The 12870-nt window shown below is 70.6% G+C and carries 10 protein-coding genes; 6 read left to right on the plus strand and 4 right to left on the minus strand.

The genetic code is table 11. The features are described from left to right. Positions 1-80: 80 nt before the first annotated feature. Positions 81-1406, minus strand: a complete 1326-nt coding sequence (locus tag NV263_RS07495) for a DUF349 domain-containing protein (protein ID WP_263251834.1) — start codon at positions 1404-1406, stop codon at positions 81-83. A gap of 341 nt (positions 1407-1747) precedes the next feature. On the opposite strand from NV263_RS07495, the gene NV263_RS07500 reads away from it, so the two are divergent. The 4 genes from NV263_RS07500 (at position 1748) to hflX (ending at position 6132) form a co-directional block, all read left to right on the plus strand. After that, positions 1748-2467, plus strand: a complete 720-nt coding sequence (locus NV263_RS07500; protein ID WP_263251835.1) for a class III extradiol dioxygenase subunit B-like domain-containing protein — start codon at positions 1748-1750, stop codon at positions 2465-2467. A 296-nt stretch (positions 2468-2763) separates the two neighbouring features. Beyond that, positions 2764-3681 (plus strand): tRNA (adenosine(37)-N6)-dimethylallyltransferase MiaA, encoded by a 918-nt coding sequence (miaA, locus tag NV263_RS07505; RefSeq protein ID WP_263251836.1) that lies wholly within the window; start codon positions 2764-2766, stop codon positions 3679-3681. A 9-nt stretch (positions 3682-3690) separates the two neighbouring features. After that, a complete protein-coding gene (gene dapF / locus NV263_RS07510) occupies positions 3691-4533 on the plus strand; it encodes a diaminopimelate epimerase (RefSeq protein ID WP_263251837.1) in 843 nt (280 codons plus the stop codon). Between the two features lie 123 nt (positions 4534-4656). Next, entirely contained in the window at positions 4657-6132 is a 1476-nt protein-coding gene (hflX, locus tag NV263_RS07515; RefSeq protein WP_263251838.1) for a GTPase HflX, read from the plus strand. Between the two features lie 177 nt (positions 6133-6309). Here hflX and lexA read toward each other — a convergent pair whose 3' ends face one another. Next, complete coding sequence (gene lexA / locus NV263_RS07520; RefSeq protein WP_263251839.1) at positions 6310-7032, minus strand: transcriptional repressor LexA; 723 nt, start codon at positions 7030-7032, stop codon at positions 6310-6312. Positions 7033-7967: 935 nt separating this feature from the next. On the opposite strand from lexA, the gene nrdR reads away from it, so the two are divergent. Further along, complete coding sequence (gene nrdR / locus NV263_RS07525; RefSeq protein ID WP_263254102.1) at positions 7968-8471, plus strand: transcriptional regulator NrdR; 504 nt, start codon at positions 7968-7970, stop codon at positions 8469-8471. A 164-nt stretch (positions 8472-8635) separates the two neighbouring features. After that, positions 8636-11458, plus strand: a complete 2823-nt coding sequence (locus NV263_RS07530) for a vitamin B12-dependent ribonucleotide reductase (protein WP_263251840.1) — start codon at positions 8636-8638, stop codon at positions 11456-11458. A gap of 178 nt (positions 11459-11636) precedes the next feature. On the opposite strand, the gene NV263_RS07535 is transcribed toward NV263_RS07530, so the two are convergent. Both NV263_RS07535 and NV263_RS07540 read right to left on the minus strand, forming a co-directional pair. After that, positions 11637-12476: a pyrroline-5-carboxylate reductase family protein gene (locus tag NV263_RS07535; protein WP_317630403.1), complete on the minus strand. Its 840-nt coding sequence runs from the start codon at positions 12474-12476 to the stop codon at positions 11637-11639. A 65-nt stretch (positions 12477-12541) separates the two neighbouring features. After that, on the minus strand, positions 12542-12838 hold the full coding sequence (locus NV263_RS07540; protein WP_263251841.1) for a hypothetical protein: 297 nt from the start codon (positions 12836-12838) through the stop codon (positions 12542-12544). Positions 12839-12870 lie beyond the last annotated feature (32 nt).

A 12870-nucleotide genomic window follows, 5' to 3' on the forward strand; every position in this document is an offset into this window, starting at 1 on the left:
CGGCCGCTCGCGTCACGGCGCACCCGACCACCGCTCGATGCCTGCGACCCGGGGAGCGCGGCTCCCCGGGTCGCCGAACTTCACCGGCTGGCCAGCGCCTGCTCGGCCGCGGCCAGCCACTCCCGCCACTGCTGGGCCTGCTCCTCGGCCTGCTTGGCGCGGCGCTCGTCCCCGGCGGACCGGGCCTTCTCGGCCTGCGCCTCGAACTGCTCGACCCGCTCCCGGAACTGGTCGACCCGGGCCTGCGCCTCCGGGTCGGTGCGCCGCCACTGCGCGTCGGCGGCCGACCGCACCCGTTCGGCGATCGACCGCAACCGGCCCTCCAGCTCGCGCATCCGCTCGCGCGGGACCTTGCCGATCTCGTCCCACCGCTCCTGGATGCGCTGCAGCTGGCCCTGCGCGGCCTTGAGGTCGGACGACGGGTCGATCTGCTCGGCCTCGGCCAGCAGCTCCTCCTTGAGCTTGGCGTTCGCGGCGTACTCGGCGTCGCGCTCGGAGAACGCCTCGGAGCGGCGGCTGAAGAACCGGTCCTGCGCCGCGCGGAACCGCTGCCACAGCGCCTCGTCGCTGTCCTTCGGCGCACGCCCGGCGGCCTTCCACTCGGACATCAGCTGCTTGTACCGGTTCGCGGTGGCGCCCCAGTCGCTGGACTCGGTCAGCGCCTCGGCCTCCTCGACCAGCTCCTGCTTGCGGGCCTTGGACGCCGCGCGCTGCCGGTCGAGTTCGGCGAAGTGCGAGCCGCGGCGGCGGCTGAACGCGTCCCGCGCCTTGGAGAAGCGCCGCCACAGCTGCTCGTCGGTCTTGCGGTCGACGCCCTTGATCGTCTTCCACTCGTCGAGGATCTGCCGCAGCCGGTCACCCGCGGCCTTCCACTGGGTCGCCTCGGCGGCGATCTGCTCGGCTTCGGAGACCAGTTCCTCCTTGCGGGCCACCGCGTTGGCGCGAGCGCGTTCCTTCTCGTGCTTGGCGCCCTCGACCGCGTGCTGCGCCCGCTCGACGAGGTGGTCGACGCGCGCGGCCAACGCCGCCAGGTCGCCGACCACGGCGGCGTCGGTCAGCGACTCGCGCAGGTGCCGGGCGCTGGACAGGGTGTGCTTCGGTTCTCCGGCGTGCGTGGTCAGCCGCGTTTCGAGCAGTTCGACCTCGGTGACCACGTCGTCGAACCGGCGCGCGTAGTGGGCGAGCCCCTCCGCGGCGTCACCGGCCTGCCAGGAACCGATCGCGCGTTCGCCCTCGGGGGTGAAGACGTACACCGTGCCGTCGGTGTCGACCCGCCCCCACTTCGCGGGATCGGCGGAAGCGGTCGGTACCGCGGGCGCAGCCGTGGGCGACCCGGTGGTGCTGGTGGTCGAGTCCGCGGTCGCCTTGTGGGCGACAGCCTCGGGGGTCGAGTCCTGGTGCGTCATGGCCGGCTTCCTCCTTGCGTGCCCGCTCCGATGCCCGTGCCCGGCACGGGCGCCCCGCCCAGGCGGGGCCCAGCAAGCGGTGGCCCGGACCGTCGCCCGATCCGGCCTCCGTTGGCGCATTCAAACAGGTCACGGCACGAATCGGTACTCCGTTGCGGCATCGGCGCGCCGAGTGGTCCGCGTGGGCTCCGAACCGGATCTGTGACCTGCACTGCTTCATTGTCATAGGTCACCTGTTCGGGGGCAGTGGGCAGGGGGTACCGAGCCCCCGCGTTCGCCCGCCGCCTCTCGCGGCCTCCTGCTCCAGTCACCGCCGACCGAGACCTCTACCGTGCACGGGTGTGATCACCCGTGTCGCCGTGGTGCCGTATCCACCGCTGCTGGTCCCCGAACTGACCGTGCGGCCCGGAGCGGAGACCGAGCAGTTGCGCAACGCCTGTTCGCGCGCAGTGTCCAGTCTGACTGACGCGGCCGCCGAATGGGTGGCCGTCGGGACGGATCCCTCCGGGCCGAGAACGTGCTCCCCGGACACCCTGGGTACGTTCGCCGGTTTCGGCGTCGACGTCCGGGTGACGCTGGGTGCCGGAACGGGCGAGCCCGACCCGGCGCTACCGCTGCCCGCTCTCGTCGCGGGCTGGCTCCGGGAGCAGGCGGGTGCCCGTTCGGTCACGGCCCACCTCCTGGCCCCGGACACGTCGCCGGAGGAGTGCCGCCGGCAGGGGCGGCGGCTGGAGCGCGACTCGGGAGCCGATCCGCTCGGCCTGCTGGTGCTCGCCGACGGCACGAACCGCTCCGACGAGAGTTCCCCCTACGCCCCCGACCCCCGTGCTCGCCCCTTCGACGACCGCCTCCGGACCGCGCTGGCCGACGCCGACCCCACCGCACTGCTCGCCCTGGACCCCGCGGAGGCGGCCGAGCTGGGCGTCGCCGGGCGGGCCGCCCTCCAGGTGCTCGCCGGTGCCGTGGAGGAGGCCGGGGGCACGTGGACCGGCGAACTCCTCCACTCGGCCACTCCCTACGGCGTGACCTACCACGTCGCGCAGTGGCGTCGAACGCCCTGACCGTCCCGCCCTTCCAGCCCGCCGTGCGCGGATGGAGGGACATGCGAGCGCCGGCCGCTCCGCCCTCGCCGCCGCGATTCCCGCCCGTGGGCACACCGGAGGCGCCGGTGCCTCCGCGGCAGCGACCCTGCGGGCGTCTCGCGAGAACAGCCGCGACGTGGTGCCGAGATCGGGTCGTGCGGTGCTGACGTGCCGTGTCAGCGCCCCCGCGGGAACCACGCGGCGGCTGGTCCACCGCAGCCGCCGCCCGCGCCACCACGCACAACGAGTCCGGGGACACGCTCTAAGGTCGGGGCGTGTCCGCTGCCTCCCTGCCCCGCCTCGTCGCGGTGGTCGGCCCGACCGCCACCGGCAAGTCCGAACTCGCCCTGCACCTCGCCACCGAACTGGACGGCGAGGTCGTCAACGCCGACGCGATGCAGCTGTACCGCGGGATGGACATCGGCACGGCCAAGCTGTCCGAGCAGGAACGCCTCGGCGTGCCACACCATCTTCTCGACGTGCTCGACGTGACCGAGACGGCCTCGGTGGCGGCCTACCAGCGGCACGCCCGACGGGCCGTCGAGGACGTGCTCGCGCGGGGCCGGACCCCGATCCTCGTGGGCGGTTCGGGCCTCTACGTGCAGGCGGTCGTGGACGATCTGCGGTTCCCGGGCACGGACCCGGAGGTGCGCGCCAAGTGGGAGCAGCAGCTCGTCGAGGTCGGCGCCCCCGAGCTCCACCGACGCCTCCGCGAACTGGACCCGGCGGCGGCCGAGGCGATCCTGCCCAGCAACGGCCGCCGGATCGTGCGGGCTCTGGAGGTCATCGAGATCACCGGCGAACCCTTCTCGGCGAACCTGCCCACACCTGGCCCGCCGCGGTACTCCGCCGTCCTGATCGGCCTGGACCGTCCGGTGGCGGCCCTGGATGACCGCGTCGACCAGCGCGTGACCCGCATGTTCGACACCGGGCTGGTCGACGAGGTGCGCGCCCTGGAGCGGCTCGGACTGCGCCGCGGCCGCACCGCCAGCCGAGCCCTCGGGTACCAGCAGGTGCTCGCGGAGCTGGACGGCGGCGGGGACATGGCCACCGCGGCGGCGGAGACGGCGCGGCTGACCCGCCGGTTCGTCCGGCGGCAGCGTTCGTGGTTCCGCCGGGACTGCCGGATCCAGTGGTTCGACGCGGCCGAGCCCGGGTTGGAGTCCGACGTTCGGGCGATGCTCACTGCGTAGACTGGCGGCGTGCAGTCCTCCCAGGGGCCCGTCTTCTTCAAGGGCCACGGCACCGAGAACGACTTCGTCATCCTGCCCGACCCGGACGGCGAGCTGAAGCTCACCGACTCGCGGGTGCAGGCGCTGTGCGACCGCCGCCGTGGCTTGGGCGCCGACGGCGTGCTGCGCGTGGTGCGGTCCGCCGCGTTGCAGGACGCTCCGCCGGACATCCCCGGTGACGTGTGGTTCATGGACTACCGCAACGCGGACGGATCGATCGCCGAGATGTGCGGCAACGGTGTCCGGGTCTTCGCCCGTTACCTGGTCGAGGCGGGTCTCGCCGCGCCGGGCGAGCTGCCGGTCGGCACCCGTGCCGGGATGCGATCCGTGATCACCCGACCGGACGGGCGCGTGACGGTCGACATGGGCCCTGCGACGATCTTCGGTGAATCGGCCACCGAGGTGTCCGGCCACCGCTTCACCGGTGTCGCCGTCGATCTGGGCAACCCGCACCTGGCCTGCGCGATCGACGTCGATCTCGACGCTCTCGACCTGACGGCCGTTCCGCCGCACGACGCGACCGTCTTCCCGAACGGGGTCAACGTCGAGTTCGTGCGCAGGATCGACTCGGCGCAGGTCCGGATGCGCGTGCACGAGCGCGGCGTGGGGGAGACGCGCTCCTGCGGCACCGGCACGGTCGCCGCGACCGTCGCGGCCCTGCGCGCGGACGGCCGGACCACCGGACATCGCGTCGTGCACATCCCGGGCGGCACCGTGGAGGTCGAGGTCACCGACACCACGTCGACGCTCACCGGGCCGGCGGTGCTGGTGGCCGAGGGGCGCCTGGACGCCGAGTGGTGGCAGCACGCCTGAGTGGCGGTCGGTGAATCCGATGCGCATGGCGCGGCCGGGAGGGAACCCCGGAGCCCGTCGCGTCCCGGTGACCGGCGGTGAAGGGTGAAAATCGGTCGCGCCGCGTGGGACAATGGCGTTGATATGAAGAATTCTGCGACCTGGCCCGCCGACCTCGACCGTTCCGCGGTCGACGCCGACGAGTACGAACCAATCCTTTCCGCGGAACCGTCCACGGGCGAGCTGGAACTCGCCGAGCGCGCGTCGCTGCGGCGGGTGTCCGGGTTGTCCACGGAACTCGCCGACATCACCGAGGTCGAGTACCGCCGTCTCCGGCTGGAGCGCGTGGTGCTCGTCGGGGTGTGGACCGACGGCGACGCCACCCACGCCGAGGCATCCCTGGCGGAGCTCGCCAGGCTCGCCGAGACCGCGGGTTCCCAGGTGCTGGAGGGCCTCGTCCAGCGCCGCGACCGGCCAGACCCGTCGACCTACGTCGGTTCCGGCAAGGTGCGGGAGCTGCGCGACGTCGTCACCTCGACCGGGGCCGACACCGTCATCTGCGACGGTGAGCTCTCGCCCGGCCAGCTGCGCCAGCTGGAGGAGAAGCTCAAGGTCAAGGTGATCGACCGAACGGCTCTCATCCTCGACATCTTCGCGCAGCACGCCCGGTCGAAAGAGGGCAAAGCCCAGGTCGAGCTGGCACAGCTGCAGTACTTCCTGCCGCGCCTGCGCGGGTGGGGTGAGGCGATGTCCCGGCAGGCCGGCGGCCGTGCCGGTGGCGCGACCGGCGGCGTGGGAACGCGTGGTCCCGGTGAGACGAAGCTGGAGACCGACCGGCGTCGCATCCACAAGCGCATCAGCAAGCTGCGCAAGGAACTCACCGCGATGCGCACCGTCCGCGGCACCAAGCGCAGCCGCCGAGAAGCCAACGAGGTCCCGAGCGTGGCCATCGCCGGGTACACCAACGCCGGTAAGTCCAGCCTGCTCAACGCCCTGACGGGCGCGGGCGTGCTCGTCGAGGACGCGTTGTTCGCTACCCTGGACCCGACGACTCGGCGGGCGGAGACGCCGGACGGTCGCCCGTACACGCTGACGGACACGGTCGGATTCGTCCGCCACCTACCGCACCAGTTGGTCGAGGCGTTCCGCTCCACCCTGGAGGAGGTCAGCGGCGCGGATCTGCTGGTGCACGTCGTCGACGGTTCCGAACCGGCCCCGCAGGGCCAGGTCACGGCGGTGCGCGAGGTCCTGGCGGAGATCGCCGACGAGCACGGGACGTCCATGCCGCCGGAACTGCTGGTGATCAACAAGACCGACGCGGTCGACGCCACGCGGATCGCCGAACTTCGCAGGCTGTTGCCGGATGCCGTGTTCGCCTCCGCGCACAGCGGCGCTGGAATCCAGGAGCTCCGGAGCATCATCGCCGAGCGCCTGCCCAGGCCCGAGGTGTTCGTGACGGCGCTGGTGCCGTACACCCGCGGCGACCTGGTCGCCCGCGTCCACTCCGAGGGCGAGGTCGTCGTGGAGGAACACACCCCGGACGGAACCAGGATCAGCGCCAAGGTCCGACCAGAGCTGGCGAACGCGCTTCAGCAGTTCGCCAGCGTCGACTCGGAGTGACCGTACCGGCCGCGATCCTCCGCGCTGTCCCTGGCCAGATGGCCCGGAATCCTCGCTGAGCCACGAACCTGGTGCCGGACTGTCCGGGGCGGTCTCACACCGCCCCGGACGACGCACCGGACGCCCACCACGCCGTCGCCCTGCGCTCCGGCGGTCGTGTGCCGTGCGCCGGGGAGCTCACAGTCGACGTAGCACGGCGACCACCTTGCCCAGAATCTTCGCGTCGTCACCGAGGATCGGCTCGTAAGCCGAGTTGTGCGGGACGAGCCAGACGTGTTCCTCGGTCCGCTTGAACGTCTTGACCGTCGCCTCGCCTTCGATCATCGCGGCCACGACGTCGCCGTTCTCGGCCTCGGGCTGCTGGCGCACGGCCACCCAGTCGCCGTCGGTGATGGCCAGGTCGATCATCGAGTCGCCGACCACCCGAAGCAGGAACAGCGTGCCGTCGCCGACGATCTCCTTGGGCAGTGGGAAGACGTCCTCGATCGACTCCTCGGCGAGGATCGGCCCGCCAGCGGCGATCCGGCCGACCACCGGAACGTACGCGGGCTTGGCCTGCGCCTCGGACTCGGCGGACTCCTGCTCCGTCCCGGCGACCAGCACGCCCACGGTGCGTGGTCGGTGCGGATCCCGGCGCAGGTAGCCCTTCCGCTCCAACACGCGCAGCTGGTAGGCGACCGAGGAAGTCGAGGTCAACCCGACCGCGTCACCGATTTCGCGCACGCTGGGCGGGTAGCCGTGCTCCCGCATCCATTCGCGGATGGCTTCCAGCACCTTCCGCTGGCGCTCGCTCAGCTCGTCGGACCCGTTGGCTTGTTCGGGCAGGGCGCGCACGTCAGCCCGAGAGTCTTCGACGTTCTGTACTTGGCCCTGGACCGAGCCGGTCACATTCCTCGTCACCACTGCCTCCTGTCGGTACGGACCGCGGTGCGAAACGCGGTGCGGATTGGGCTGTTGATCGTCTTCGGCTGTCTGCGGTGTCCGTCCTCGGCGTCGACCGCCTGGTTGCTTCCTGCGGGACCCTGCTCGACGCCCGTTTTCCACAGTAGACGGCACAAACGCAGAGATCAAACACCTGTTCGAGTTAATTTGGGGCCACGCTCTCGCCTCGCGCCGTACTCCTGGTACACAATCGCACTCAGGTTCGATCGAACATCCATTCGATCTATGGTTTCTTTTCGGTGCGGGAGGGGTCATGGTCACACCAGTCGGGGCGCCGGGGCGCGTCCGTTCATCCGGTCGCAGGACCCCCACGGGCACACCGCTCGGCGTCGCCGGCCGATTGCGCCCGGTGGCCGTCCGGCCGGCGGGCAGGGTCGTGCGCCGCGGGTTGTCGGCCGGAGCGCGGTCGGCGGTGTTCGCGTGTCGACGATCGGCCGGGTGGGACGAGTGGGTTTTACTGACCTCGGTGGCGATCTTCTCGTGCGCCATTGTCATCCTGGTGGGGCTCTTCGCCGGGTGCGGCGCTCCCGCGCCCCCCGCTGCCGCGGTCCCGGGTGATGCGCTCCGGGAGGCTGCGGCGCAGGCGGAGCCCGGCCCCGGCGAGGTGGCCGGTCGGACCGGTGATCCCGGCGGCTTTCCGGTGGTGCCGAGCGGGCGTCCCTGATCGCGCGGGCGCGGCGCGACCTGCGTCCTTCGGGCGGTGTGCGGGCCTCGTGTGCCCGGGGCGTGTCGGTTTGCGCGAGCAGCGCGGCGCGGATTAGAGTCGACCACAACATGTAGTAGTTACGCCCATGTATTTAGTCCACAGGTTGGGCTGTAAGGTGTTCGGGCATTAACGGGACGCGGGTCGGGTGCGACCTGCGTCGAGCAGACCGGGAAGGGGGTGAGTGCCGGTGCGGTGCCCGTTCTGCCGTGGCGAGGATTCCCGGGTCGTCGACTCGCGGGAAGTCGAGGAAGGCCAGGCGATCCGGCGCAGGCGGTCGTGCTCGGCGTGCGGTCGTCGGTTCACGACCATCGAGGAACTGGTCCTGTCCGTGGTGAAGCGTTCCGGCGTCACCGAGCCCTTCAGCCGCGAGAAGGTGGTTCGCGGGGTGCGCCGGGCCTGCCAGGGGCGTCCCGTGGAGGAGGACGCGCTGCAGCAGCTGGCGCACCAGGTGGAGGAGACCGTCCGGTCCCTCGGCGTCGCGGAACTGCCCAGCCACGAGGTGGGGCTGGCGATCCTGGGGCCGCTGCGGGAACTGGACGAGGTCGCGTACCTCCGTTTCGCGAGCGTGTACCGGTCCTACTCGTCGGTGGAGGACTTCGAGAAGGAGATCGCCGACCTCCGCGCCGCGCGGCGCGGAGCCCCGAGCGGGGACGACGAGCGGACCTCGGAGGACAACGGAGAGCAGCCGTGAGCAAACCGCGTCGGCGTTCGCCCCGGCGTGGGGCTGCGCAGGTGAGACGTCAGCCGGGATCCCGCGGCGGGGCACGGCTGAGCAGCGAGGCACGACCGAACCGGACGGGGAGACCGGACGGGGGCAATGCACGACCAGCGAGCGACAAGGAAGAGGGTCAGGTCATGACAGAGACCGTCGGTAGCCCGGCCGGCGCATCGGGGGAGCCGGAAGCAGGTGCCCGACCCAAGGGCATCCGGGTGGAGCGCGTCTACACCACGGAGGGGGTGCATCCCTACGACGAGGTCACCTGGGAGCGCCGCGACGTGGTGATGACCAACTGGCGGGACGGTTCGGTCAACTTCGAACAGCGCGGCGTGGAGTTCCCCGACTTCTGGTCGCTGAACGCCGTGAACATCGTGACCAGCAAGTACTTCCGCGGCGCGGTGGGCACCGACGAGCGCGAGAGCAGCCTCAAGCAGCTCATCGACCGCGTCGTGAAGACCTACGTGCGGGCCGGTGTCGAGCACGGCTACTTCGCCAGTGACGCCGACGCCGAGGTCTTCGAGCACGAGCTGACCTGGATGCTCCTGCACCAGGTGTTCAGCTTCAACTCCCCGGTCTGGTTCAACGTCGGCACCAGCTCCCGGCAGCAGGTGTCCGCCTGCTTCATCCTGTCGGTCGACGACACGATGGAGTCGATCCTCGACTGGTACAAGGAAGAGGGCCTGATCTTCAAGGGCGGCTCCGGCGCCGGTCTGAACCTCTCTCGCATCCGCTCGTCCAAGGAGCTGCTGTCCTCCGGCGGTACCGCCTCCGGGCCGGTGTCGTTCATGCGCGGTGCGGACGCCTCCGCGGGCACGATCAAGTCGGGCGGTGCGACCCGCCGGGCGGCGAAGATGGTCGTCCTCGACATCGACCACCCCGACGTCGAGGAGTTCATCGAGACCAAGGCCCGCGAAGAGCACAAGATCCGCGCGCTGCGGGACTCCGGCTTCGACATGGACCTCGGTGGCGCCGATTCGTCGTCGGTGCAGTACCAGAACGCCAACAACTCGGTGCGCGTCTCCGACGAGTTCATGCGCGCGGTGGAGAGCGACGGGACGTTCGGGCTCCGGGCCCGCACCACCGGCGAGGTGCTTGAGTCCCGGCAGGCCCGGGAGCTGTTCCACAAGATGGCGCGGGCCGCGTGGGAGTGCGCCGACCCCGGCATCCAGTACGACGACACGATCAACGACTGGCACACCGCGCCGGAGACCGGGCGCATCACCGCGTCCAACCCGTGCTCGGAGTACATGCACCTGGACAACTCCAGCTGCAACCTGGCGTCGTTGAACCTGATGAAGTTCCTGCGCGACGACCTGACCTTCGACGCCGAGTTGTTCGAGAAGGCGGTCGAGTTCGTCATCACGGCGATGGACATCTCGATCTGCTTCGCCGACTTCCCGACCGAGGCGATCGGGGACACCACTCGCAAGTTCCGCCAGCTCGGCATCGGCTACGCCAACCTGGGCGCGCTGCTGATGGCGACCGGTCACGCCTACGACTCCGACGGCGGCCGGGCGCTGGCGGCGGCGATCACCTCGTTGATGACCGGCACCGCCTACAAGCGTTCGGCCGAGCTGGCCGGGGTGGTGGGTCCCTACGAGGGCTACGCCCGCAACGCCGAGGCGCACCAGCGGGTCATGCGCAAGCACGCCGCGGCCAACGACCTGGTCCGCACCTACCACCACAACGACGCCACCGTGCACAAGCTGGCGACGCGGGTGTGGCAGGAGGGCCTGGAGATCGGTGCCCGCAGCGGCTGGCGCAACGCGCAGGCGTCGGTGCTCGCCCCCACCGGCACCATCGGCCTGATGATGGACTGCGACACGACCGGCATCGAGCCCGACCTGGCTCTGGTGAAGTTCAAGAAGCTGGTCGGCGGCGGCTCCATGCAGATCGTCAACCAGACCGTGCCGCGGGCCCTGCAGGCGCTGGGCTACCAGGAGGAGCAGATCGAGGCGATCGTCGAGTACATCGCCGAGCACGGGCACGTGATCGACGCCCCCGGCCTGCGGCCGGAGCACTACGAGGTGTTCGACTGCGCCATGGGGCAGCGCTCGATCGCTCCGATGGGCCACGTGCGGATGATGGCGGCGGTGCAGCCGTTCATCTCGGGCGCGATCTCCAAGACCGTGAACATGCCGGAGTCGGCCACGGTCGAGGACGTCGAGCAGCTCTACTTCGAGGGCTGGAAGCTGGGCCTGAAGGCGCTGGCGATCTACCGCGACAACTGCAAGGTCGGTCAGCCGCTGTCGGCGGGCAAGGGCGACAAGGCCGAGCAGGAGAAGGCGGTCGAGAAGCAGATCGAGTACCGGCCGGTCCGCAAGCGGTTGCCCAAGAAGCGCCCGAGCCAGACCGTGTCGTTCACCGTGGGCGGTGCCGAGGGCTACCTGCACGCCGGGTCGTACCCGGACGACGGGCTGGGCGAGATCTTCGTCAAGCTCGGCAAGCAGGGGTCGACCCTGGCGGGCGTGATGGACGCGTTCTCCATGTCGATCTCTGTGGGCCTGCAGTACGGCATCCCGCTGGAGTTCTACGTCTCGAAGTTCCAGAACCTGCGGTTCGAACCGGCTGGGATGACCGACGACCCGGACATCCGGATGGCCAGCAGCGTGCTGGACTACCTGTTCCGCCGCCTCGCCCTGGACTACCTGCCCTACGAGAAGCGGGCCCAGCTGGGCATCTTCACCGCTGACGAGCGGGAGACCCAGGTCAACGGCGGGGATTCCGGCTCGACCTCGGACGACGTGGACCTGGACACCCTGCGGTCCACGGTGGACTACACGAAGTCCGAGTCGAAGCAGGAGGACGACCAGCGGGTCGGCAGCTCGACCGAACTGCTCGAACTGCGACTGGGCAAGGCGGCCGACGCGCCGCTGTGCATGACCTGCGGCACGAAGATGCGTCCGTCGGGATCCTGCTACGTGTGCGAGGGCTGCGGCTCGACCTCCGGCTGCAGCTGAGTTCTGTCGCTCGCGACGCACCTGACGTCGTGAGAGGTGCTGGTGAGAGGGGAGTCGGCCGATCGGTCGGCTCCCCTCTCTCGTGGGTGGCCCGACCTCTTCCGGCTGGAACGATCATCGGCCGACATCGCCCGTCGGTCCTGGGCCCAGCCCGGCAAGACCAACCGCGGGCCGAGGTTCACCCCGCGTGCTCGTCGTTGTTCAGCTGAGGTGGTGGCTTGGACCGCTCGTTGTCCGCGGTCGTCTGGAACGCGGCGTGCCATGCGGCGGCGAGGTGGCCCTCGGCGGCTTCGATCGCTGCGGCGGTGTTGCCGCCGGGAACCGCGACGCGATCCACGATTTCGGCTGCGGAAGCACCGTTGTCGAGCAGGCGGCTTAAGGCGTTCAGGCTCGTTGCGACCAAGCTTTCGGCGAGATCGGCCGACAGCGGTGCGTTCCGCTTGCGCTGTGCAGCGGCCATTTCCGCGGCCACACGAGCGAGGAGAGCGGGGCCGCACGATGCGAGATCCGTCGCCGCGCGTCCCTGGTGCTCCTCGATCACGAAGGGGACGGAGAACGACCGGAGGAGGGAGAGGACGCTCGCCTCGTTCTCCTCGGTGAACCCCGGTCCTGGTACCAGCAGCGTCGCGCCGACGCCGATCTCGTTGCCGACGCTCGGGATCAGCTTGGCCACCGGGCCGGGAACCGCCTCGGCCAAGGAAGTCAGGGAAATGCCGTTGTTGAGGACGATCACGACGTGGTCAGCGGTCAGCCGGGGACGCAGGTCGGTGAGCACTGCGGGCAGATCCGCGTTCCGGACGCAGAGGACGAGCAGATCGGCGCGGTCAGGCAGTTCCGGCAGCGACACGATTCCGGCCCCGGGGACCTCGCTGCGCAGCTGGACGACGCTGGTCCGCGACCGCCCCACCGCGAACAGCCGACCGGACGGCACGGCCCGGTTGAACCCGGCTGCCAAGGTCTGGCCCATTCGCCCCAGACCGACGATCCCGACCGCCGTGTGCATACTCATGAACAGCATGATCGCAGGTCGCTCGACCGCCTGGTGAGCCTCAGATCACGGAGGGGCGCCGCTCGCGGACGCTGCTACCGACGAGGTCGCCGGGACAGCAACTGCGCCACCGCCGCGGTTCCCGCGGTGACGGCGAAGACGGACGGCCAGGCGCCGAGCTTCTTGGCCAGCGGGTGCGATCCGGCCAGGGCGGCCGCATAGGTGACGCCGAGCGTCGCGGCGCGGCCCGTTCCGGTCCTGCGTCGGCAGGTTTCGACAGCGCCGAGTCCGGCTCCGGCAGCGACGACGCCGCCCAGGTAGCGGTGCTTGGTAGCGCGAGCGACGGCATAACCGCAGATCAGGCCGGCGGAAGTCAGCGCGGGGACGGACATGTGAGACTCCTTCGCGGGACGTGCTGACTCCG

The sequence above is a fragment of the Saccharopolyspora rosea genome, assembly GCF_025643595.1.
GTDB lineage: Bacteria > Actinomycetota > Actinomycetes > Mycobacteriales > Pseudonocardiaceae > Saccharopolyspora > Saccharopolyspora rosea.

Coding starts and splice junctions, on each gene's coding strand:
- NV263_RS07495 (WP_263251834.1), bottom strand. CDS start 1,406: ATGACGCACCAGGACTCGACCCCCGAGGCTGTCGCCCACAAGGCGACC.
- hflX (WP_263251838.1), top strand. CDS start 4,657: ATGAAGAATTCTGCGACCTGGCCCGCCGACCTCGACCGTTCCGCGGTC.
- NV263_RS07530 (WP_263251840.1), top strand. CDS start 8,636: ATGACAGAGACCGTCGGTAGCCCGGCCGGCGCATCGGGGGAGCCGGAA.
- NV263_RS07535 (WP_317630403.1), bottom strand. CDS start 12,476: ATGCTGTTCATGAGTATGCACACGGCGGTCGGGATCGTCGGTCTGGGG.
- NV263_RS07540 (WP_263251841.1), bottom strand. CDS start 12,838: ATGTCCGTCCCCGCGCTGACTTCCGCCGGCCTGATCTGCGGTTATGCC.